The 22,824-nt window shown below is 69.1% G+C and carries 18 protein-coding genes, 1 pseudogene and 1 other annotated feature; of the genes and pseudogenes, 8 read left to right on the forward strand and 11 right to left on the reverse strand.

Annotation, left to right across the window (positions count from 1 at the left end):
- The 4 genes and pseudogenes from FREUN1FDRAFT_RS00005 to FREUN1FDRAFT_RS00020 all read right to left on the reverse strand — a co-directional run.
- A pseudogene (locus FREUN1FDRAFT_RS00005) lies at positions 1-1,431 on the reverse strand (ABC transporter); the annotation flags it as partial.
- A 42-nt stretch (positions 1,432-1,473) separates the two neighbouring features.
- Positions 1,474-2,682: an ABC transporter substrate-binding protein gene (locus FREUN1FDRAFT_RS00010; RefSeq protein WP_006537842.1), complete on the reverse strand. Its 1,209-nt coding sequence runs from the start codon at positions 2,680-2,682 to the stop codon at positions 1,474-1,476.
- A gap of 79 nt (positions 2,683-2,761) precedes the next feature.
- Positions 2,762-3,475, reverse strand: a complete 714-nt coding sequence (locus tag FREUN1FDRAFT_RS00015; RefSeq protein WP_006537843.1) for an ABC transporter ATP-binding protein — start codon at positions 3,473-3,475, stop codon at positions 2,762-2,764.
- Positions 3,476-3,767: 292 nt separating this feature from the next.
- The gene (locus FREUN1FDRAFT_RS00020; protein WP_006537844.1) at positions 3,768-4,484 is read right to left on the reverse strand and encodes an NADPH-dependent F420 reductase; all 717 of its coding nucleotides are present in this window, start codon (positions 4,482-4,484) and stop codon (positions 3,768-3,770) included.
- A 141-nt stretch (positions 4,485-4,625) separates the two neighbouring features.
- Here FREUN1FDRAFT_RS00020 and FREUN1FDRAFT_RS00025 point away from each other — a divergent pair, with 141 nt between their 5' ends.
- Entirely contained in the window at positions 4,626-5,411 is a 786-nt protein-coding gene (locus tag FREUN1FDRAFT_RS00025; RefSeq protein WP_006537845.1) for an enoyl-CoA hydratase/isomerase family protein, read from the forward strand.
- Between the two features lie 40 nt (positions 5,412-5,451).
- Here the strand turns inward: FREUN1FDRAFT_RS00025 and meaB are convergent, their stop codons facing one another.
- On the reverse strand, positions 5,452-6,390 hold the full coding sequence (meaB, locus tag FREUN1FDRAFT_RS00030; RefSeq protein ID WP_006537846.1) for a methylmalonyl Co-A mutase-associated GTPase MeaB: 939 nt from the start codon (positions 6,388-6,390) through the stop codon (positions 5,452-5,454).
- A 433-nt stretch (positions 6,391-6,823) separates the two neighbouring features.
- On the opposite strand from meaB, the gene FREUN1FDRAFT_RS00035 reads away from it, so the two are divergent.
- The 4 genes from FREUN1FDRAFT_RS00035 (at position 6,824) to FREUN1FDRAFT_RS00050 (ending at position 11,287) form a co-directional block, all read left to right on the forward strand.
- Positions 6,824-7,765 carry a thiamine pyrophosphate-dependent dehydrogenase E1 component subunit alpha gene (locus tag FREUN1FDRAFT_RS00035; RefSeq protein WP_198144207.1) on the forward strand — a complete coding sequence of 314 codons (942 nt, stop codon included), beginning with the start codon at positions 6,824-6,826 and terminating at the stop codon, positions 7,763-7,765.
- A 29-nt stretch (positions 7,766-7,794) separates the two neighbouring features.
- A complete protein-coding gene (locus tag FREUN1FDRAFT_RS00040; protein ID WP_006537848.1) occupies positions 7,795-8,760 on the forward strand; it encodes an alpha-ketoacid dehydrogenase subunit beta in 966 nt (321 codons plus the stop codon).
- Between the two features lie 58 nt (positions 8,761-8,818).
- Positions 8,819-9,778 (forward strand): LLM class F420-dependent oxidoreductase, encoded by a 960-nt coding sequence (locus tag FREUN1FDRAFT_RS00045; RefSeq protein ID WP_006537849.1) that lies wholly within the window; start codon positions 8,819-8,821, stop codon positions 9,776-9,778.
- Between the two features lie 351 nt (positions 9,779-10,129).
- Positions 10,130-11,287, forward strand: coding sequence for an acyl-CoA dehydrogenase family protein (locus FREUN1FDRAFT_RS00050; protein ID WP_006537850.1), 1,158 nt, complete (start codon positions 10,130-10,132; stop codon positions 11,285-11,287).
- A gap of 97 nt (positions 11,288-11,384) precedes the next feature.
- Here FREUN1FDRAFT_RS00050 and FREUN1FDRAFT_RS43270 read toward each other — a convergent pair whose 3' ends face one another.
- Positions 11,385-11,633, reverse strand: coding sequence for an IS3 family transposase (locus FREUN1FDRAFT_RS43270; RefSeq protein WP_006537851.1), 249 nt, complete (start codon positions 11,631-11,633; stop codon positions 11,385-11,387).
- Positions 11,544-11,672 (reverse strand) — a sequence feature (AL1L pseudoknot). (Overlaps the previous gene by 90 nt.)
- A complete protein-coding gene (locus FREUN1FDRAFT_RS00060; protein WP_006537852.1) occupies positions 11,614-11,952 on the reverse strand; it encodes a transposase in 339 nt (112 codons plus the stop codon). (Overlaps the previous feature by 59 nt.) Before FREUN1FDRAFT_RS00060 ends, FREUN1FDRAFT_RS43270 begins: the two co-directional genes overlap by 20 nt.
- Before the next feature lie 635 nt (positions 11,953-12,587).
- Here FREUN1FDRAFT_RS00060 and FREUN1FDRAFT_RS00065 point away from each other — a divergent pair.
- Positions 12,588-14,966: a CoA transferase gene (locus FREUN1FDRAFT_RS00065; protein WP_006537853.1), complete on the forward strand. Its 2,379-nt coding sequence runs from the start codon at positions 12,588-12,590 to the stop codon at positions 14,964-14,966.
- A 47-nt stretch (positions 14,967-15,013) separates the two neighbouring features.
- Entirely contained in the window at positions 15,014-15,874 is an 861-nt protein-coding gene (locus FREUN1FDRAFT_RS00070; RefSeq protein WP_006537854.1) for a MaoC family dehydratase, read from the forward strand.
- Between the two features lie 92 nt (positions 15,875-15,966).
- Here FREUN1FDRAFT_RS00070 and FREUN1FDRAFT_RS39300 read toward each other — a convergent pair whose 3' ends face one another.
- On the reverse strand, positions 15,967-17,097 hold the full coding sequence (locus tag FREUN1FDRAFT_RS39300; RefSeq protein ID WP_157474161.1) for an iron-containing alcohol dehydrogenase family protein: 1,131 nt from the start codon (positions 17,095-17,097) through the stop codon (positions 15,967-15,969).
- A gap of 333 nt (positions 17,098-17,430) precedes the next feature.
- Between FREUN1FDRAFT_RS39300 and FREUN1FDRAFT_RS00080 the strand changes: the two genes are divergently transcribed.
- Positions 17,431-17,958: a nuclear transport factor 2 family protein gene (locus FREUN1FDRAFT_RS00080; RefSeq protein WP_006537856.1), complete on the forward strand. Its 528-nt coding sequence runs from the start codon at positions 17,431-17,433 to the stop codon at positions 17,956-17,958.
- 476 nt (positions 17,959-18,434) lie between these two features.
- Here FREUN1FDRAFT_RS00080 and FREUN1FDRAFT_RS00085 read toward each other — a convergent pair whose 3' ends face one another.
- From FREUN1FDRAFT_RS00085 to FREUN1FDRAFT_RS00095, 3 genes are read right to left on the reverse strand one after another with little or no spacing between them, the layout of a single operon-like run.
- The gene (locus tag FREUN1FDRAFT_RS00085; protein WP_006537857.1) at positions 18,435-19,289 is read right to left on the reverse strand and encodes an SDR family NAD(P)-dependent oxidoreductase; all 855 of its coding nucleotides are present in this window, start codon (positions 19,287-19,289) and stop codon (positions 18,435-18,437) included.
- 34 nt (positions 19,290-19,323) lie between these two features.
- Complete coding sequence (locus FREUN1FDRAFT_RS00090) at positions 19,324-22,065, reverse strand: branched-chain amino acid ABC transporter permease/ATP-binding protein (RefSeq protein ID WP_006537858.1); 2,742 nt, start codon at positions 22,063-22,065, stop codon at positions 19,324-19,326.
- Positions 22,062-22,823 carry an ABC transporter ATP-binding protein gene (locus tag FREUN1FDRAFT_RS00095; protein ID WP_006537859.1) on the reverse strand — a complete coding sequence of 254 codons (762 nt, stop codon included), beginning with the start codon at positions 22,821-22,823 and terminating at the stop codon, positions 22,062-22,064. The genes FREUN1FDRAFT_RS00090 and FREUN1FDRAFT_RS00095 overlap by 4 nt, the downstream gene beginning before the upstream one ends.
- Position 22,824: the final 1 nt, after the last annotated feature.

Raw genomic sequence — 22,824 nt, forward strand, 5'->3', positions numbered from 1 at the left:
GAGGTTGGCGAGGGCGAGAAGGGTCACCAGGAGAACCGCCAGGACCGCGATCGCATAACGGCGTGGATGCTCGCCCGGGTCGAGATCGAGCCCGAACAGGGAGGGCGTCGTCACGGGTAGGCCGTCGGTGCTGCCGGCGAGCTGGGTGTTGGCCAGGAACAGGGCGTACAGGGAGATGGCGATACCCAAGGTGCTGACCGCCAGGTTGACGCCGCGGGTACGGAGCGCGGGTGCGCCCAGTACCGCGCCGATGATCATCGCGCTGACGACGCCACCCAGGAACGACAGCTCGAACGGAAGCCCGAGGGCGTCCATCAGCTTCACAGCGATGAAGGCGCCTATCGCGCCGATGAGGTACTGCGCCAGCGACAGCTGGCCGGCGTACCCGGTGACCAGCAGGACGGAGAGCCCGACCACGGCGTTGGCCAATGTCACCGACATCGCCGTGACCCAGCCGTCGGACAGGACCAGGATCACGCCCGTCACGGCGATGATCGTCACGCCCAGTGGGACCGGCCTGACACGCCCGGTGCCCACAGCGGGCAGACGGTCGAACACGTGGCTGCGCAGCGGGACCCCTCGACCACGAAACACGAGGTAGATGATCACGACGATGAACGGGAGCGCTTGCGGCCACCCCGTCCACCACCCGTGCTGGGAGACCTCGAACGTCAGCACGGACTGCACCACGCCGATCCCGAGCGCAGCCACCAGCGCCAGCGGGAACGAGGAGAACCCCCCGAGGAGGGCCGCGGCCAGGGCCGGCAGGAGCAGCGCCGCGAGCTGGCTCGGTTCGAGCACGGTGATCTGCGCGACCAGGGCGCCGGTGAGGGTGGCGAGGGCTGATCCCACTGCCCAGTTCGCCGTGGCCACGACGTCGGGGGAATGCCCCGTCACCGAAGCAGCCAGCTCGTTCTCCGCAACCGCCGCCGTGATGCGGCCGAAGCGGCTGAAGCGGTAGACGACCCACAGCACTGCGGTGATGAGGAGTCCGAACCCGAAGAGGATCATGCGATCCTCCGTCACGACGACTCCGCCCAGATCGACCGGACCATGGGGCAGGATCGCGTCCGCGGTGACAATGCTGTGCGTGTAGCGGAGCACGGCGATGCTCTGCAGAAGGGCGAGGACGCCCAGCGTCGCCACCGCTCGCACGAGGGGAGACGCGTGACGCAACGGGGCCATCAACACACGATGCATCAGCAGGCCGAGAACGCCGCCGACCGCGATGACCAGGACAAGCACGATCGGCATCGCCAGTTCGCGCACCGTACCGAGCTCGTAGTAGACGTACGCGCCCGTCATCACGAAGGCGCCCTGCGCGAAGTTCACCACGCCGGAAGCGCGATAGATCAGGACGAGCCCTTGCGCGCAGACGGTGTACAGCGCTCCGATCCCGAGCCCCAGCAGGGCAAAACGAAGGATCTCCATCGTCGCTCTCGCTTCCTCAGCAGAGTGGACCGGACTAGTCCGTCAGCAGTAGCTCTCGAACTTCCCGGTGTCCGCGACGATCTGGCCGTCTTTGATCGTGCCGACCATGTACTGGGTGTTGAGAATCGTCGGATACTCGGTATCGCAACTCGTCCCGGCACCGAGGAAGGGGCCGAATGTCCCGGCTTCGACCGGGGTCGTGAGGCGGTCGAACGCCGCGATGACATCCTGGCCGGTGAACGAGCCCGCGGAGTTCGCCATCACCTTCGCGAACAGCTCCACCGACGACCAGCCGTTGGTTCCACGCTCGTCCATGCGGGTGCCGGCGGGTGCGTAGTTGAGGATGTCGTCCTTGTACTGACGCATCTCGGGACCGGTGTCGGAGAGGAAGCGGCCGCGGCCGACGACCCGAACGCCCTCGCCCGCATCCCGCAGGGCCTCGACTCCGCTAGGCGGCAGGGCGGACGAGTAGGTGTAGATGCGGCCGGCGTATCCCGTCTGCCGCACCGCCTGGATCAGCGGGACGACCGCCTCTGCGGTGCCCGCCAACACCACGGCGCTGGGATTGCCCCGAGCGAGGCTCGCCGCCTCCGCTGATCGGTCGCCGCTCGAAGCCGCGTGTGCCAGCGACGTAATCACTTTGACCCCCGCGGGGTCGAGGACACTGCGGATCAGAGTGTTGGCGAAGGCACCGGTGGTCGTGTCGGTGTAGGTCACAGCGACCGTGTCGTTCTTCTCGTCCGCGACCAGCCGGCCGAGGCCCTTGAACCAGCCCATGTTGTTGCCGAGCAGGTAGGCATGCGGGTAGGCGATCTCACCCGGACTCAGACTCTGCGTCGCGATCAGGGGGATGCTCGCGGCCTCCAGCTTGCTGTAGTCCCGGGTGAACAGGAGCATCGACCCCACGATCGCGGCGACGTTGTCGCTGACCGCCTGGTCAAGGCAGCCGGCTTCCAGATTGGGGTCGAGGTTGGCATCGCAGACGATGAGCTGGAGCGGGCGCCCGCCGAGGCCGCCGCTGTCGTTGACGTAGTCCACGCGCGCCTGAGCCGCAGCGAACATGTTTTCCTGGCTGGCGACCGGGTTGTTTTTCGCCCCGATAATCATGATCTTTACGGGTTCGCCGGTGGGGGCGGGCCCGGTCGGCCTGGTCGAGCTGGCCTGCTCCGTCGGGCTGCTAGAGCCACAGGCGGCTAACAAGCTGGCAAGGACCAGAGCAGCGCCAACCTTGGTCCGTAGTGCGATCTTCATGGAGATTCCTCGTTGTCACGGGGTGCGGGTGGTAAGGGCTCCGAGAGGTGAGAACTCACTGAGAGGTGAGAGCTCGGACTCAGAGATAGGTGGTGACCAGGCGCTGCGCGGAGGCTTCGTCCGCGTCGCCGCTGTCGGCGACGGTGCCCTGGCGCAGGAGGTACCACCGGTCGGCGACAGAGAGGGCGCGCCGGACCTGCTGCTCGACGAGCAGGACCGCGACGCCGGTCGCCTTCGCCTCTCGCCGTAGCGAGGCCAGCAGGTCCTGGACGACAATCGGCGCCAGGCCCTGGGACAGCTCGTCGACCAGCACCACCTGCGGCCGGGCCACCAGGCACCGGGCCAGGACGAGCATCTGCTGCTCGCCCCCGGACAGCAGCCCGGCAGGCCGGCGCAGAAGTGCTTCCAGCGCGGGGAAGCGGTCGACCGCCTCGTCGGGCCGGCCGCGACCGAGCTTGAGGTTCTCCGCGACCGTCAGTCGGTTGACGATCGCACGATCGGAAGGCAGGTACCCGAGACCGCTGCGGACGCGGGCATGGACCGGTCCCGTCACCGGCTTGCCCAGGAGGCGCACCTCGCCACCGAGCGCCGGAAGCGCGCCGGCCAAGGCCGCCAAGGTCGTCGTCTTGCCAGCTCCGTTGGGGCCCAGGAGCGCCACGATCTCACCGGCCCGGACCTGGAGGTCGACGCCCCGTACCGCGGCGAGCTCTCCGTAACCGGTAGTCAGGTCCCTCGCCTCGAGAACTGTCTGGGCACTGGGCGCGTACGTCCCTGGCGCCGCGGCACTCACCATCGCCACGACGACACCGGTGGCTTGGCCGACACCGCGGGGATCACTTCAGAGCAGTTCACTCCGGTACCTCGTCTCGCCGCTAGCAGGACACTGTCGCCCACTTGGTAGGCAGGAATGTATGCATCTTTGTGATGCACGTCTAGACTGTCTTCGAGCAACGAGGCTTCGGGGGCCCGCTCTACGAGGGGAGTGCGCACGCTCTTGCCGGAACCGGGTGACCTACCGGGCGCCGGAGTGGCCCGCCCGGGCCGTCACGGATGACCCCCGGGCGAGCCGCCTGGGTGAAAGTGGTTCAGAAGATCCGGCCAGCTACCCGCACCCGCGTGGCCGATGCCAGGGTGGAGCGGAGCCGGTCCACCGAGACGGGGCCCCCGGGCGCCTCGAGAAAGCGCTCGACGGGAGTCGCCGGATCGGCGAGGTACATCCGGGTGTAGGCCGCCGCCTCGGGCTCGAACCGCCAGCTCTCGGACAGCGAACCGGCGTCGACGGTCTCGAACCCGAGCCGCTCGATGAGCTCGACCGCGACGGTCTTCGCCTCGTCATCGTCGGACGCGACCGGCAGCGCCGTCCGGGCCGCGACTCCCACTGGGCGCGCTAGCTGGGGGATGTGGTGCGCCAGGATGTTGTTGAACACCTTGACGACACGGGCGTCGCCGCCCAGCCAGTCAAGCACCAGCTGGCTCGTCGTCCGTTCGTCGGAGTCGAGCTCGGCGACCCGGCCGTCACGGGACGGATAGTAGTTGGTCGTGTCCAGAACAATCTGGTTCTTCAGGAGCCCACTCGGCAGGGACGGGATCGCGAACAACGGCACGGAAAGAACGACCAGCTTTGCAGCGGCAGCCTGATCGATCGTACCGGCGGAGGAGGACGGGCCCAGTTCCGCGACGAGCTCGCCCAGGCTCTCCGGTCCGCGCGAGTTGGCCACGACCACCGTCTCCCCGCAGCTGACCGCCAGCCGCGCCACCGCCGAGCCGATGTTGCCGCTTCCGATGATTCCCAGAGTCGCCATGCCCACCCCATCGGCGTTGTCGGTCGAACCCGTAGCCGCGGTCGCAGGTCGGCCAGGTGCTTTCGTGTACGGCCTTGCCTGCAAACCGGATTGGCATGCAGTATGACATGCCTTCCTGTATGAGCGAGGAGTTCAGTGATCATGGCCCCGATCGGCATCACCACGCACGACAACGGGCGGACCGACATCATCCTTACCCGTCCCGACCTGCTGAACCGCGTGGACGACGAGCTCCGGGACGCGCTGATCGCCGCCTTCCGCGAGGTATCCGTGGACGGCACCACGCGGTGCGTCGTCCTGGGTGCGCAGGGCCGGGTCTTCTCCGCCGGCGGCGACATGGAGATGATGAAGGCGAAGCACGGCGACCTGGCGGCCATCCACCGCGGGACCGACGCCGGCCGGCGCTTGATCGACACGTTGTTCAACACGCCGGTACCGGTCGTCGCGGCCGTCCACGGTCACGCGGTCGGCCTGGGGTCGACACTCGTCCTGGCCTGCGACGCGGTCGTCGCGGCGCGCGGCGTGCGGATCGTCGACTCGCACGTCGCAATCGGCCTCGTCGCGGGGGACGGCGGTGCCGTCATGTGGCCGGCGGCCATGGGCATGGTGAAGGCAAAGCGTCACCTGCTCACCGGCGACCCCTTGCTCGCCGAGGACGCGGCCGCCCTGGGCGTGGTGTCGGACCTGGTGGAGACCCCCGAGGAGGTCCTTCCGACGGCCCGGGCCCTAGCCGATCGCATCGCCGCGCTGCCGCCGCTCGCGGTGCAGGGGACCAAGCGGTCCCTCAACCACGTGATGCGCCTGCGTGCGGAGGAGGTCCTCGAGCTCTCCTTCGCCTATGAGGCGGAGACCATGAGCTCGCAGGACCTGCTCGAAGGCATCGCCGCCTTCATCGAGAAGCGCAGTCCGAAGTACTCGGGCCGCTGATCGGGCCACTCGCGTGAACGCGGTCGCCCGGCGCAGAGAACTACGGGCCTGCCCGCCACAGCAGCTCCGCCAGCTCGCGGGCCGCCGAGAGCGGGTCCTGCCGGCCGCCTGCGACAGCGGCGGCAAGGGAGTCGAGCCGGGTATGGAGTAGCTCGAGGGCCAGCGTCTCGATCTCGCGACGGCTGCGCGCCGCACGCCGCCCATCCAGCTCACCCGAGGAGACAAGCTGGGCCCAGTGGCGATCCACCGCGTCGACCACCGCGTCGACACCCGCTCCCGTCGTCGCGGTCGTCAACTCGACGGGAGGGGTCCATGACGCCGTGGCGTGCGCACCGCCGGACACCGCGAACCTGATCTGCGAGCGCGTGGTCTCGGCTCCGCCACGATCCGCCTTGTTGACCACGAAGATGTCGCCGCGCTCGATGATGCCCGCCTTATCTGCCTGAACCTGGTCGCCCATGCCCGGGACCAGGATGACCACCGTGGTGTCGGCGACAGCGGCGATGTCGACCTCAGACTGCCCGACCCCGACGGTCTCGAGGATGACGACGTCGAAGCCGGCCGCGTCGAGGACACGGACGGCGGTCGATGCCTTGGACGACAGGCCGCCGAGGCTCCCACGGCTCGCCATCGACCGGATGAAGACACCCTGGTCCAGGTCGTGTTGGTGCATCCGCAGGCGGTCGCCGAGAAGCGCGCCGCCCGTGGTGGCGGAGCTCGGGTCGATCGCCAGCACGGCCACGGTCCGGCCCCGCTCTCGCAGCACCGCGGTCAGGGCGCCGACCGTCGTAGACTTGCCGGCTCCGGGCGGCCCGGTGACCCCGACGACATGGGCCCGGCCGACCAGCGGGAGGATCAGCTCGTTGATGTCCTGGACGATCGATGGCTCGTTCTCCACCAGGGTGATCAGCCGGCCCAGCGCACGGATGTCGGCGGCTCGCGCGCGGGTAAGCAGTGACGTCACATCGTTGCCGGCCATGGCCGTGAACACCTCGCTGGACGTGATCGGTACCGGGGAGAGCGCCCCGGATTGTCGGAGGAGGCACCCACGGGCCCTCAGGGCGCTCGTGGATCACCGCAGGATATATCTTCCTCCATTCGGTTTCGCATGCTAAAGTGCATGCACGAGATCCGGCAAGAGTAGGAACAAGAAGGAGTGTCGAGTCGTGGTTGCGTCCGCTCGGGCGCGTGAGCGGTACCCGGGCAGACCGGCACGGACGAGCAGGCAACGGGGCGCCGACGGCCACCGAACGATCGACTGCGACACGACGACCCTGGAGTCGTACGAGCCCACCGTTAGGGCATACGCGCCCCAGCATTCATGGGAGCAGATGGTGACCAACACGTTGTCCGAGACCGACCCTACGCGGAATGCACTTTCACCGGCCGACATGCTTCGGCTTTACCGGTCTATGCGGCTGATCGCAGCGGTAGATCAACGCATCAACCAGGAGGTCCGGGCGGGCACTCTGAACGCGGCCACGTACCCGGTGCGGGGTCTCGAAGGTTCGTGCGCCGCGGTCGGTCTGAACCTACGGCCGGTCGACCAGCTGGTCTCCACCTACCGGAACCTCGGCGACGCCCTCGCCAAGGGCTCTTCGCTGGACGCCCTCGTCGCGGAGATCTATGGGCGGCTGACGGGAGCGTCCAAGGGCAAGGGCGGGGCGATGCACCTGCAGGACCAGTCCGTCGGCTTCGTCACCAGTACCGGCATCGTCGGGTCCGGCATCCCCATCGCGGTCGGGCTGGGCGTCGCGGCGCAGCTCGACGGTAGCGACCGCGTCGTCGTCACGACCTTCGGGGACGGCGCGACCTCCATCGGCGCGTTCCACGAGTCCATGAACCTGGCGAGCCTGTGGAGGCTCCCGGTGATCTTCGTGTGTCAGAACAACCAGTGGGGTGAGCACACCCCGATCGCGGAATACGCGGCGTCCACCGATCTGGCCGGTCGCGCGGCCGCCTATGCCATGGCTTCGGCGCGGGTCGACGGCTTCGACCCCATCGCCACCGCCCTCGAGGTGCGCGTCGCCGTCGAGCGGGCTCGCCGAGGCGAGGGCCCGACCTTCCTTGAGGTGGTCACCTACCGCCTCACCGGGCACTCGGGCGTCTCCGACTACTCCTACGTCCCGAAGGACGCGCTGGCCCGTGCGCTGGAGCGGGATCCCGTCCCGACCTTCCGGCGGAGGATGGTCGAGCAGGGCGTCGCCCCGGTCGCCGAGATCGAGGAGATCGACAGTCAGATCGCTGCCGAGGTCGACGCCGCGTTCAGCAAGGCCCTCGAAGAGCCGTTCCCGCCGCCGTCCGAGCGGTTCACCGATGTCTTCGCCGACGAGAGGCTGGTGCAGGGACTGTGACGACCACAGCCGACCGACAGGTCACGCGGATGACCATGGCTGCCGCGCTCAACTCCGCGCTGGACCACGCCATGGAGCTCGACGACAAGGTCATCATCATCGGGGAGGACGTGGCCGACCCCGCCGGTGGCGTCCTGAAGGTCACGAAGGGCCTCTCCACGAAGTACGGAACCGGCCGGGTCCGTGCGACCCCTATCGCGGAGCAGGCCATCGTCGGGGCCGCGATCGGGGCGGCGCTCGGCGGCTACCGGCCGGTCGCCGAGGTCATGTACATGGACTTCACCGCCGTGGCCCTAGACCAGATCGTCAACCACGCGGCCAAGCTCCGCTACATGTCCGGCGGAGCCTCTCCCGTTCCGCTGACCATCCGGACGTGCATCGGCATGCAGCGATTCGGGGCTCAGCACGCCCAGTCGCTCGAGGCGTGGTTCATGCACACACCAGGTATCAAGGTCGTCATGCCGTCGACCGCGACCGAGGCCAAGGGCCTGCTTGCGTCGTGCATTGCCGACGATGACCCGTGCCTGTTCGTCGAGAACTTCGCGATGGTCTTCAGCCAGAAGGGCGACGTCCCGGTCGGGGAGTTCCGGATCCCTCTCGGCGAGGCGGCGGTCAAGCGCGCCGGCAGTGACGTCTCGGTGATCACCTATGGGGCGGCGGTCCACACGGCACTCGAGGCCGCGGAGCAGGCGGCGGCGGCCGGCATCTCGCTCGAGGTCATCGACCTGCGTACCCTCATGCCGCTTGACTGGGACACCGTTCTCCAGTCGGTGAGCCTGACTCGCCGAGCGATCGTGCTGCACGACGCCACGATGTTCTGCGGACCCGGCGCGGAGATCGCCGCCAGGATCCACGAGGAGCTCTTCGAGGAGCTTCTCGCACCGGTCAAGCGTCTGGGAGCGGCCTACACGCCGGCGCCCTACGCCCCGTCGGGACTGCCTTTCCTGCCGACGGCTGCGGACGTCCTCGCTGGGGCGAAGCAGCTGACGGGCTGACCTGCCCAGCCAGGGACGGGTTGTCGCTCGCACGAGAATTGTGGTCGGGGAGGCCCTCGTGGCGTGGAAGGAGACGGCAGTGGCTGCAGCCAGTACAGCGAGAACGAGCGATGTGGGCGTGGATCCGATCCGCGCCCTGGGTCGGGTAGGTCTGTGGAGCCAGGCCCTGGACCTGCTGCCGGCTTCGATGGCCCGTGATGTGGTCCAGGAACTGGAGGATCTGGGCTACCCCTCGCTGTGGATCTCGGAAGGCCTACGTCGTGAGATCTTCGTGAATGCCTCGCTCCTTCTGAGCGCCACCCGCCATATGGTCGTGGCGACGGGAGTCGCCAACATCTGGGCTCGTGACGCTGCGGCCATGGTGGCAGGCCAGCTCACCCTCGCGGAGGCGTTCGACGGCCGTTTTCTGCTGGGTATGGGCGTCAGCCAGCCGGCCATCGTGGAAGGTGTGCGGGGACATGTGTATAGCAGTCCTCTGAAGCGAATGTCGTCCTACCTGGACGCGATGGACGAGGTCCGCTACCAGTCTCCCGCTCCCACCAACACACCTCCCCGTGTCCTCGCGGCTGTCGGGCCGAGGATGCTCGAGTTGGCGGGGCGGCGAAGTGCGGGAGCCCATCCCTATTTCGTGGCCCCGGAGCACACGGCTGCCGCCCGGGCAGTGTTGGGACCGGACCGCCTGCTGTGCCCCGAACAGGCGGTGGTCCTCGAGACCGACCCTGATCAGGCCCGCGCGATCGCACGGAGATACGCTCAGTTTTATCTCGGCTTTCCGAGCTACCGCAACGACCTGAAGAAACACGGGTTCGTCGATTCCGACTTCTCCAGTGGCGGCACTGATCGCGTGATCGACGCTGTCATCGCCTGGGGTGACGTGGACGCGGTGAGGTCCCGGGTCCAGGCCCACCTTGATGCGGGAGCTGATCACGTCAGCGTGCAGGTCCTGTCGCCGGACACGACGGTGGCCCCGCTCGACCAGTGGCGCGAGCTCGCTCCAGTCCTGCGGTCCTGCTCTTGACGCCGTGCGTGTAGCCCTGCCCTCGCCGTCCTCCGCACGGGGGCGCTGCGCCGGTCAGTCCGGGCCGGTCGGCCGGTGGGCGTGGCTGGCCGCCGGTCTGCCCGAGCACATCCCGTCGTTCGCTCTGCACCGTGCGTGCGGGTCGAGCCAGTAGACGGCTGACTTCGGCGCGCAGGGGATCATCGCGGGCGTACGACGTCGTCGTCGCCTCGGGTTTGGAATCGATGAGCCGGATCGGGTGTGCGGGCCTTCGTGGAAAAGGGCGCGCCGGTGTGGGTCGGCGCCTGACAGCGGGGCGATCACCTGCCGCCCGCCCATACGTTCCATGGCACATAGTGACTGGAGAGACACATGTTCGATCTGACCGACGAGCAGCGGGAGCTGCGGGATCTGGCCGCGCGGCTGGCTGCCGAGCAGTACCGGCCGCGGGCAGGCGAGTGGGATCGGAACCGTACCCATCTGCCGGATGTCGAGCGGCGGCGTCTGGGTGAGCTCGGTTTGCTCGCGCTGACGCTGCCGGAGGAGCACGGCGGAGGTGGGCGGCCGTTGATGGACGCGCTGGTCGTCTTGGAGGAGCTGGCGAAGGCGAGCCCGGTCGCCGCCTGGCCGGTGTTCGAGGCCTGCACCGGTCCAGCCCGGGTCATCGACTTGTTCGGCACGCAGGAGCAGAAGAAGAGGTACCTGCCCGCGGTGGCGGCCGGGGAGTCGACGATCGCGGTGTCGATCTCCGAGCCGGACGCGGGTTCGGCGGCCACCGACGCGTCCACCACGGCCCGGATCGACGGCGACGAGGTCGTGCTCAACGGCACGAAGCGGTGGTGTTCAGGTGCGGGCTTCGCCGAAAAGTACCTGGTCTATGTCCGCTTCGGCCCCGAGCGGGGTGCTGCCGGGATAGGTGCGGTGGTGGTCGACAAGGAGGCGGCGGGGCTCACATTCGGCCCGCAGGAGGAGCTGATGGGTTTCCGCGGAATCGGTTCCGCAGACATGTTCCTATCCGATGTCCGGGTGCCGGTGGAAGATATTGTCGTGCCAAAGGGCGGGTTCAGGACGCTGTTCGCTGCGTTCTCCATCGAGCGCCTCGGCAACGCCACGATGTCGCTGGCGATTGGCCAGTCCGCGTTGGACCGCACCACACGATACGTGCGGGAACGGCGCCAGTTCGGCAAAGAGATCGCGCAGTTCCAGCTGGTGCAGGCGGCCTTGGCAGACATGGTCATGCAGGTGGACGCGGCCCGGTTGCTGATCCGTCGGGCGGCGGTTAATGCCGGCGTCGGATATCCACTGGCGCTGGAGGCGTCCATTGCGAAGTGCTTCGCCAACGAGACGGCCAAGCGTGTCTCCGATCTCGCGATCCAGTTGCACGGGGGCTACGGCTATTCGGCCGAATATGAGGTGGAGCGGATGCACCGGGACGCGCACGGCTGGGCGCTGGCCGGTGGCACGCCCAGCATGCAGCGCGTCCGTATCGCTTCTGAGCACCTGGACAGGCGCTTCGACCAGCGGGCATGACCCGCGCCAGGACACCGGCAATGCTCGACGTCCGCGTCGGTGACCGCTCGGTCGGCCGAGGGACCGGCTTGGCGCATGAGCCGGGCCACCCGACGCGTCAACCACCCACTCCGCCTTCCCTGCCCAACTGCGCATAGGCCTTCCGCACCCCATACACGCCGTGGTTCTCGTCGTGGACCCGTTCAATCTCCTTCAACGTCTCAGCGTCGTTGACCGCCCGCCGTAACGGCGGCCTCTTCGAAGCATTGTAGGTACTCGGGGCGGTCTGAACACCGGCATCCTTGAGTACGGCGCAGATCGACTCGACCCCGAACCGCTCCTTGCGCTCATCGATATAGTCGAGCACTACCGGCGCTGGCGGTCGAGCTCAGCCGCGAAAAAGCCGACGCCGACTTCAAAATCTTGTTCGCCTGCTGCAACTCACGGTTCTCCCGCTCCAACTGCGCAAGCCGCTCGGCCACCTCACTCGGCACCCCTGGCCGCGTGCCCGCGTCGACCTCCGCCTTCGCGACCCACACCCGCAGCGTCTCCGGCGAGATCCCCAACTGCGACCCGATCCGCTGACACGCACCCTTCGCGCTCGCCCCCGGTTCAGCCCTCGCGTCCAGCACCAGCCGAATCACCCGCTCCCGCAGCTCATCGGGGTACTTCCTCGGCGCGCCCATGTCGTCCGCATCCTCATGGTCCGACTCTCTCCATCAAACCCGGCACGGTTCAGACAGCCCGCAGTTCATACCCGAGCTGGAGAAGGTACGAGTGCCCGGGCCGATCGGCCGTCCCCGTACCCGACCCGGGCCGGTCGCCGGCCGGCAGCGGTGTACGGGGGAGGCGCTGGCGAAGCTCCAGTTGAGGTTGGTACTGGCTAGCTACTCGACCACGTTCCGGACATGCAGCCCGACGGCGACGCGGCCTGGGGCGGTCGGGTCATCTCCCGCGGTGTCACGACGCTGCCGGCCCCTCTGCCCGCACGGCCGTAGGAACGTGTGGGCAAGGCCGGCCGAGGCTACCCCCCACCACTCGAACGAAATGCACACCGCTTTGCATGCAAATTGGTTGCCAATTCTGCCCTATCCGTGCGACGATCGACAGATCAACGCATGCCTGTGGGCGTACAAGGAGCATCCAGGACGGGCGCGGATTCCCCGCCCCTGCCGCAGCCGCGTGCGGGTCCTTCCCCGTTAGCCACCCGAGCGGATGACGCCCACGGGTCGAGGGTGGGCAGCTCGAGGCAACAGGAGGGACCGCGGTCCGAGCGGGTCACGTGGAGCCGCACAACTGTGCAACGGTAAGGAGACCGAGGGTGAGCGATATCAGCACTGACGCCGTGGCACGGGCGCTGCCGTCCAGGTCGTTGCTTGAAGGAATCCGGGTGGTCGAGGTGTCCTCCCGAGCCTCGGGCGCGTACGCGGGACGCCTCTTCTCCGTGCTCGGAGCCTCTGTCGTCCGGTATGGGCCGGTGCTGGATCTTGCTGCGGTCGGCACCGTCGCGAGCCTCACGGAGCAGTGGCTGCACGAGGGCAAGACCCTGGGCGCCGCGTCGAGGATGGAGCCCGAGCAGGTCGTGTCGGGGGCGGACCTGGTGCTGCTCGAAGTCGACTCGGCCGACGCCGAGTGGCGGAGCTGGGCGTCCGAGGTCGAGGCGGCGGCCGGACGTCGGCCCTCGAGCGACTCGGTGCGGCCACCCGTCGTGCTCCGCGTCGAAGGCGCCGTGGTCGATGGTCGGCCGATCCCGTCCGACGCGCTGTCGGTAGGGGCCTGGTCGGCGATGAGCTGGTCCATCGGCGGCGCGGACAGGGAACCGCTCACCCTGCCGTTCGATCTGCCGGACTTCCAGGCCGCCCTCTACGGGGCGGCTGCTGGGCTGGCTACGTTGCTCGCCGACCCCGCGGCGCCGGACCTCCGTTCCGTCGAGGTCGCCACCAGGGATGTGCTGGCCTACTACGTCGGCATGATCACTGCGAACTTCCTTCCGTACGAGCGGCCCTGGACCCGCGACGGCGCCCGGCCGCCGGGCTCCGCGGGGGTCTACCCGGCCAGCATCTTCCCCTGCGCGGACGGTCACGTTGTCCTGATGTGCCGCAACCAGCGGGAGTGGAAGGCGTTGCTGGCCGCTATGGATGATCCGGAGTGGGCTCGCGATGCCCGGTTCGACGATCCGCGGGTCGTCGCCCGGCTGCACGCCGACGAGGCCGACAGCCATCTGATGCCCTGGGTGCGGGGGCAGACCACCGAGGAGCTGATGGTGATCGGCCAGAAGCACGGGCTGGCGGTCGCACCGATCCGCTCGATGAGTGAGGCGCTCGAGGAGCCACAGTTCGCGGAGCGCGGCTTCCTCGGTGAGCTGCCGAGGGCACCGCGGCCCGTCAGGGTCGCGACCGTCCCGTGGCACCTGTCCGAGATCGGCGACGCTCCGTCGGAGGCCCGTTCGTGGCCCGTCGGGTCCTCGGCGACCGAGCCGGCCCGGCTGCTCGAGGGGCTGCGGGTGCTGGACCTGAGCTGGGTCTGGTCCGGCCCGCTCACCACGTCGATCCTGAGCGACCTTGGCGCCGAAGTGATCAAGGTGGAGCACGAGGGCCATCTCGACACCGGGCGGCTGCGCGGCAAGGCCCGGCGCGGGGGCGTCGAGGTCGAGGGCCCCGAGCACGAGGCCACGCCCTACTTCAACCAGATGAACCACGGCAAGCGGAGCATTACGGTCGACCTCAAGCATCCGCGCGCGCGCACACTCCTGCTGGACCTGGCGGAGCAGTGCGACGTGGTGGTGGAGAACATGAGGCCGGGCGCGCTGCAGCGGCTGGGCCTGTCCTACACCGACTTCGCGGGGCGGAACCCGTCCATCGTGATGCTGTCCATGTCCATGGCCGGCCAGGAGGGACCGCTGCGGACCATGAAGGGCTACGCTGGGATCATGGCCGCGATGTCCGGCCTGGAATCCCTGATCGGGTACGACGAGGCCAATATCGTCGGCAGCCTTTCGCCCGCCCTCGGCGACCCGAATGCCGCCGGACACGCCCTCACGGTCCTGCTCGGTGCCCTGATCCGGCGGCGGCGGACGGGCGGCGGGGCGTGGATCGACCTGTCGCAGATCGAGGCGCTGCTCTGTGCCCTGCCGGCGCCCGTTGTCCAGAGCCAGCTGGAACCCGCCATCCCTGTTCCCGCGAACTCGCACCCGCGGATCGCCCCGCACGGTCACTTCCCCTGCCGCGGGGAGGACCGGTGGATCGCCCTCAGCGTGCGGGACGACGACTGGTCCGCCTTCACCTCGGTTGCCGCCGACGCGCCGTTCGCCTCGGAACCCCGCTGGTCGAGCCTGCGGGAGCGGATCAGCGGACGGTCACAGCTCGAGGCCGCCGTCGCGGAATGGTCCGCGGGGCAGGAGCGCGATGAGCTGGTAGACCGCCTGCTCTCCGCCGGCCTGCCGGCGGCGCCGGTGGCGAGCTTCGAGGAACTGACTGACGCCGCGTGGACGAAGGAGCGGGAGCTGACGGTACGAGTGTCACACAAGTACCTCGGGGACGTCGAAGTCTTCGTCGTGCCGTGGAGGTTCGGCGGCCACACGGCGGGGCGAGCCCAGCCGGCTCCGCTCCTCGGGGCGGACACCGACGACGTCCTGCAGCGCCTGCTCGCGCTGACGCCGCGCGAGATCGGGGAACTGCGCGCCGACGGCGTGCTGCGGTAGGACGTGATGGCGCGCGAGAACCTGCTCGAAGCCACGTCCAGCGGGGGATGACAGTGGCCCTCAACATCGATGCCGTCGGCGCCAGCGCCGAACCGTTCACCGTCGACTGGACGGAGGACGACACGATCCGGTACGCGTTGGGGGTTGGCGCCGGTCAGACCGACCCCCTCGCGGAACTGGATCTCACTACGGAGAACACCGCCGGGGTTGCGCTGCGGGCGCTGCCGACTCTCGGTATCCCGCTCGTCCAGAGCAGGCTGCTGCGTCGTCTGCCGGTCGGCGACTTCGACCGCACGAAGCTGGTGCACGCCGACCAGAGCCTCCAGGTGCACACCCGCGTCGCGCCCTCGGGATCGGCCGTCGTGCACGCTCGTCTGGACGGCATCTACGACAAGCGCAGCGGTGCGCTTCTGGTCGTCTCAGCCCAGGCACGCGACCCGGGGACGGGCCGGCCGATGTGGACGAGCAGGCTCGGCTACTTCATCCGCGGTGAGGGCGGTTTCGGTGGTGCAGGCGCGCCGCCGGACGGCTGGGCGGAACCCGAGATCGAACCCGACCAGGTCGTGGAGACGGCGACACGGCCGGATCAGGCGCTGCTGTACCGCCTCAACGGCGATCGCAACCCGCTCCACTCGGACCCTGCCTTCGCCGCTCGAGCCGGCTTCCCTCGTCCCATCCTGCACGGACTCTGCACATATGGCGTGGTCCACCGGGCGCTGGTCGCATCGGAACGTGGCGGGGACGTCTCCCTGGTTCGCGGCATGTACGCGCGGTTCAGCCGACCGGTGATGCCGGGGACGCTGCTGCGCACCGAGGTGTGGCGGCGCGGCTCGGATGTCCGATTCCGCACGAAGGACGCGGACGGGCGGACGGTTCTTGACAGGGGACGGCTGGCCTTCGGCGCTTGAGCGGCGGCCCGACCCGCTCTCCTCCGGGCGGGTCGGGCCGCCGGGCGGTCGCTCACCGTCCCGTGGGCCGCAGCGGCGCCAGGCCTCGCCCCTCAGCGGTGCGCATCGACCGGCCCCGCCAACGCCGCGAGCAGGACGTCTTCCAGCTCCTCGACCACGGGTTGGAAGGTCGTGCCGCGGGCCGCGGGGTCCATCAGCGCCGTGGCGGCCAACGCGGGAACGTCCTCGCGGGACACCCCGAGCTCGGCGAGGCCATTGACCGGCACGATGCCCTCGAGGAGCCGGGTGCAGGCCAGGGGAACCGCCACCGGCGCGCAGCCGAGTACGGCGGCGAGTCGATCCAGACTGGCCGGGTCGCGCTGGGCGCAGAGCCGTAGGGCGTGCGGGAGGACCACAGCGTCGACGGGCCCATTGTGCCCCCCGGTCACGTGTCCGACGGTGTGCGCGATCGCGGCGGTCAGGGCACCACCAGTGGCGTCCGTCGCATCGCCGACGGCGGCGGCGGCCAACACGAGCCGGGTCCGTACACCGAGGTCGGCGGGCTCGGTCGCCGCGCGGCGGAGCAGATCGGGCAGCTCCAGGACGGCACGGCCCAGCGCCTGCTCGGCCTCGGCGTCGCGGCGTCGAGTGGTGAGGCCCTCGACCGCCATGACCAGCGTGGTCAGTCCGGCGTCGCGGACTAGGGCGGGCGGGGTCGAGGCGAGCAGGCGCGGGTCGACGATCAGGGCGGTGGCCCGGGTCGCCGGGTCCAGCATCGCCCGCCGGCGCATCAGGCCGCGCTCGGTCACCGCGGTGCCTGCCTTCACGGACGCGGTTGTCGGAGTGGTGGGCAGGACCACGATCGGCAGCCGCGGGGCCGTTCCCGGCCTGCGGAACTCGGGTCCGTCGGCGAGCACGATCGCGGTCGCCCGCGCGGTCACGATGGCGGAGCCGCCGCCGGCGACCACGATCGCGTCTGCACCCGCGGCGCGGAGCCGCTCCGCGGCCGCGAGGACGCTTTCGATCGGGCTGTGCTGCGCGAGCGAGGACTCGACGATCGCGTACGGACGCCCGGCGGCGCCGCCGAGGAGGGCTCGCAGGCCCGGATCGTGCGCGACCGACCGGGGGGCGAGGAGCGCGGGGCGGCGCGAGCCGAGCCGGCTGAGCTCGTCAGCGAGCCGGGCGGCGCTGCCCGGGCCGTGGTGCAACCGCACCGAGGACCGCAGCACAGGTCCATCGCTCACCGACGTGCCGGTCCCAGGTGAAGGTCCACGTCGCTCCTCCTCGTCGGATGTGACCCCATAGGCGCAGCAGCTTGGCATACAGTATGGCATGCCTTCGCGGATACGGCATTGCCGCCCGGCCGCCGCTCTGCGGGGCCGCTACCAGAGGGTGCCCTCCACCATCGACGACGCCTCGGCACTCGACACCCTGCGACCTAACCTGCACCCTCGGTAATGGCCGCGTAAGCACGCGACGGCAGAGGGACATCAGCAACCGACGACGCGGGCCCGATGTCGTGACATCGGGCCCGCAGGCGCCGGTCGAGCGCCAGCCGACGGACCGCTAGGAGGAGGGTGGCGCGTGCCGCCGGACGGACGAGACATGGAGACATTCTGAGCGCGTCCCAGCAGTTGCGACGGCTCGTGGACCAGGGCGAGATCCGCGACCTGGTCCACCGATACTGCCACGCCGCCGACCAGCAGGACCACGAACAGCTCAGCACCCTGTTCACCGCGGACGGGGCGCTGAGCTTCGAGCGGTCGCCACTGGCCACGCCACCGTCCTCCTCGCCCTTGCCGCCCTCGGCCTTCGTCACCTACCGGGGCCGCGCGGACCTGCGGTCGATGCCGAGATCGCCGCTTCCCCGGGGCCTCCACGTCACGACGAACACTGTGATCACCTTCGATGGTCAGGACGACGCCACCGGGCTCAGCTATTTCGTCCGGTTACTGACGGACGACGACGGGTACCGCATCGGGAACGCCGGCCTCTACCGTGACCGGTACCGAAGGACTCCGGCGGGTTGGTTCATCTACCAGCGCACGATCCACTCCCTGCCTCCCGGCGGGTTGCCGCTGGAGCTCTTCGCTCCGTCGAACTGAAGGTATGCAAAATTAACGCAGACATTGACGCGGCGTCGTGCCATCGCCGACCTGGGCTACGAGAGCAGAGCCCCTTGCGCCTCGTTCGCCGAGTGGCACACGCCTGACAAGATCGACCTGACGTTCTCGTCGACAGGTTGGTCACGGACGTCTACGCCCCGGCCGGGTGACGTCGATTCCCTCATGGCCCGGCCACTTTCTGGTCCCGCTGGCCTTCGGGGACCCGTCACTCCAGCTGCTGGTCTCATGGAGCCCCTGCCAATGCTGATACTCGCAGCGCCCATCTTGATCCCCACGCCGAAGTCGCTCGACATCTCGCCGCTGTGGTTGTGGCGTCTTGGCGGTCTTCCGCGTTGCGCGCCCCAGGCGCCGACCGCGGTTCAGCTGTCTCGTCGTCGTAGACCTCGGCGTGGAGACATCTGAGTAGTCGTTGCTCACGGTCTGCGTCGAGCTCCCCCATCGAGCCGCACCGCGGGTCAGACCTGGCTGCGCAGCTCCCCGCCGTCGACCGGGAGGACGTGACCGGTGAAGAAACGCGAGGCATCGGTGCACAGGAACTCCATCGCGTCGATGCAATCGTCGACCTCCCCGATGCGACGCAAGGCGTTTCGTTCCTCGAGCTGGGTCGCCTGTTCTCCGAACCGCGCGCTGTCGCTCTCGCCGAACACCGAAAGCATGCGACCCGTCCGCGTGACCCCTGGTGCGAGGCAGTTGACGCGGACGCCGAAGGGGCCGAGCTCCTGAGCGAGGTAGCGCGTATACATGATCACCGCGGCCTTCGCGGCGCCGTAGTGCGCGGACGCCCCGCTCTTGAGCGCCTCGATTCCGTTGACAGATCCAAGAGTGACGATCACCCCGGCACCCTGCCGCTTCATCACGGGCGCCACGGCGACGCACGTGGCGACCGTCGAGACCAGGTTGCGGCGCAGGATGAGGTCGAACTCCTCGGGGTCGAGCTGGGAGGCAAACATCGATGGCCCCATCGAGATGCCGGGGAGCCCGACGGATCCGCCGGCGTTGCAGACGACGACGTCGAGTCGTCCCCAGCGCTCCCGCACCTGCTCGACGAGTGCGGCCTGGGCGGCAAAGTCGGCGGCGTCCTGCTGCGTGGCCATGGCCTCGACACCGTGCTGCTCGAGTTCCTGGGTGACCGGCCTCCCGGCGCTGGCTGCCTTGTCGAACTCGAACTCCCCGTCGTTGTGGAGGTCAACGTCGCTCACGGCAACATTCGCCCCGAGCGCGGCCAGGCGTATGGCGAAACCTCGGCCGAGGCCCCGGTTCCCGCCGGTGACCAAGGCGGCCTTCCCAGCGAGAGGTCGAGTCGTTGCCACGATGATCTCCTCGTGCGGGTAATGGTGGTCGGTGTCATGGACCTGGCACGACGCTCGGTGCGGGACGCTCGTCGCGTTCCGGGGTGCTGGCCCGGCCTGAGTAGGCCGCGACGACAGCGGGGTCGGTACTGACAATCGACGGGTCGCCGGCAGCGATCACCCTGCCGAAGTCGAGCACGACGATCCGGTCGCAGCACTCGCGGACCAGCGCCACGTTGTGCTCGACGAGCAGCACGGCGATTCGGAGCTCGTCGGCCAGCTGACGAACCAGCTGAGCGAGCTCGGCCGACTCGACGTCGCTCAGTCCCGCGGCCGGCTCGTCGAGGAGAAGCACGGCCGGCGAAGTAGCGACGGACCGTGCGACGGCCGTCAGCCGTCGGCGCCCGTAGGCGAGGTTCGCGGGCAGTTCGTCGAGATCACGCTCAAGGTCGAACTGGCGGATGGCACCGATTGCTGAGGCCGGCAGGGGCTCGAACCGGTGCAGGAGGAGGCTTCTCACGAGGGACCGCGTATCCCGGCCCGGCCCGCCGACGCGGAAGTTGTCCGCGACCGAGATGTCGTCGAGGAGCTCGAGCGACTGGAACGAGCGGCTCAGACCCCCTCGTGCGCGTCGGTGTGCGGGCCACGACGTCACGTCGTCCACCCCGAGCCGCACGACGCCGCCGGTGGGGTCGACGAAGCCGGTGATGGCGTCGATCAGCGTGGTCTTGCCCGCTCCGTTGGGTCCGATCACTCCGACGACCTCTCCCGGCTCGACCGACAAACTCACGCCGGCGAGCGCGGTGACACCCCCGAACCTGACTGTCAGGTCCTGGACCTCGAGCCGCCGGCGAGGGCCGGCCTCCGCTGCGTCGAGCGCCGTGTCGACCACGACCTCGCGGCCCCGCCGACCCGGTGCCGGCTGCCGGCCGAACATCCGCAGGACCGCCCGCTTGACGGCCTTGACCTGCAGGATCGTCGGTCTGGCCATGCCGTTCGGGTCCTGGATGAGCAGCAGGATGAGGAAGACTCCGGTGAACAGCACCAGCCACTGGTTGAGATTGCCGAGACCGAAGGAGTCGCCGAGCCGGGTGCCGACGCCGCCGGTGCTCAGCTGGCCCCCGAGCGGAGCGCCGACGATGTAACCGACGCCGCCGATCACCGCGAGCGTCACCGTCATCAGCGAGCCGATGGGATCGAACTGGCTGAACAGTGCCACGGGATTGCCCAGGATGAGCAGGACTCCGGCGAGGCCGGCTATGGCCGACCCGACGGCGAAGGCGGTGAGCTTGGTGACGGCGACGCTGACCCCCAGCGACGCCGCTGCACGCTCGCGGGTCCTGATGGTGATCATGCTGAGCCCCGGTTTGCTGCGGCGCAGGTTGGCCACGAGCAGCGCGGTGACGACGAACGCCACGAGTACGACGATCGCGAACCGTCGAGGGTGATCGAAGGAGTCGATGCCGATGCCGAAAAGCGACCGCTGCGAGACGTCCATGCCCGACACCCCGCCGGTGAACTCGGCGCTGTTGAACACCATGGCGTGGAGGACGGCGCTGAGACTGAGCGTGACGATAGCCAGCTCGATGCCGCGAGTCCTCAACGCTGGAAGCGCGAACAGGAGGCCCGCCGCGGTCGCGGCGGCGACGCCGGTGACCGCGGCTGCCTCGAGGGGCCAGCCCTTGCTGCTGATCAACCACGAGGTCGTGAGCGCGCCGACGCCCCCCAGGGCGAACTGGGCCAGGCAGAGCTGACCGGCGTACCCGGTCAGGACGACCACGGACAGCAGGAAGATGGACCAGACCAGCGTCACCCGCAAGGCGTCCACCCAGGGGATCGGCAACAGGAGCAGCGCGGCGGCACCGATGGCCGCGAACCCCGCGACTCCGTAGCCGGATATCCGGCCGTCGCCCAGCGATGGGAACTTCACCCCGACGTGGTCACGCGCCGGCAGCTTGCTCCCACGCCACACCAGCAGGCCGATGATGATGACCAGGGGGACGGTCTGAGCCGCGCCCTGCAGTTCGACGTAGCTGGGGATGACTGCCTGTGCGATGCCGATCCCGAAGCCGCCGAGCGCGGCGAGGGGGAACGAGGACAGGCCGCCGATGAGCGCTCCGGCGAGCCCGCCGATGACGATGAGCGTCAGGGTCTGCGGGTCGACTCCGGTGAAGGGCCCGACCAGGATGCCGGCCAGCCCGGCGAGCCCTGATCCGCTCGCCCATGCCACCGTCCCGATGACATGTGGCGACCAGCCGAGCGCGGCGGCCGCCTCGCTGTTTTCGGCCGTCGCCGAGATGGCGAGGCCGATCGTGGACCACCGGAAGACGGCGTAGAGCAGCCCCGTCAGGAGCAGGGCGATGAGGGCCAGCACAATGCGGTCCTGCGGGACTGAGATCCCACCGACTCGCGTGACGGCCTGAGGCAGGAACGATTGCACGAACGTGGCGTCGGTGCCGAAGATCAAGGTCACGCCGGCCTGCGTGATGAGGAGCACGGCGATCATCGCGATGGACTTGACCAGGATCGACGCCTCGCCCATGGGGCGCAGCACGGCGTTGTGAATCACGGCTCCCATCAGGCTGGACAACGCGATGGTGATGACCGCCGCCTGCCACGAGGCCCATCCGGCGTCGCTCAACGCGATGTAGATGTGCGCCGCGAGCATGGCGATGGCGCCGTGAGCTAAGTTCAGCACACCAGAGCCTCGGTAGATCAGCACGATGCCCTGAGACAGCAAGGAAAGCGCGGCGCCGGCACCGACACCGAGCACGGCCAGCTGCAAGAAGTCGGTCATCCGTGTGCCTCCGAGGCCTCGTCAACCTGGGTACGGCCGCCGAGGTAGACCTCCTCGATCTCGGTCGATCGTGCCGAGACGGCTGCCGCCGTGCCGGCCATGACGATGCGCCCCCGGGCAAGCACGTAGGCCCGATCGGCGAGACTCAGCGCCTTCTCGACGTGCTGCTCGACGAAAAGGACGCCGGTTCCCTCACGGGCCGCCTCATTGATGGCGCGGTAGAGCCGGTCGATGACGACGGGCGCCAGGCCCAGCGAGAGCTCGTCGATGATCAGCAGTCGTGGCTTTCGGGCAAGCGCCCTTCCCAGGCTCAGCATCTGCTGCTCGCCGCCGGACATCGAGCCCGCCGAGACCGTCAGGCGCTTTTCGAGCTCGGGAAAGTGACGCAGCACGTCGTCGACGGCGCACCGCCCGACCCGGATGTTGTCGGCCACGGTCATCCTGCTGAAGATCGACCGTTCGGCGGGGACGAATCCCAAACCATGCTTGGAGCGTTGGTGCAGGAGACCCGAGGTGGCGCGACCGAGCCACATCACCGTGCCACCGAGTGGTGCGACGAGTCCGGCCAACGCCATGAGCGTGGTGGTCTTTCCTGCCCCGTTGGCCCCGAGCAAGGCGACTTTCTCGCCGGACCTTACGTCCAGATTCACCTCGCGCACGAAGGCGCGACGATTGAACCCGACCTGCAAGTCCTGGGTGGCGATCACCGGCTCGTCGGCGCCATGTACGGCCGACGTGCCCTCGGCGACCCCGGCCACC

Origin of the sequence: Parafrankia sp. EUN1f (genome assembly GCF_000177675.1) — a bacterium.
Lineage (GTDB): Bacteria > Actinomycetota > Actinomycetes > Frankiales > Frankiaceae > Parafrankia.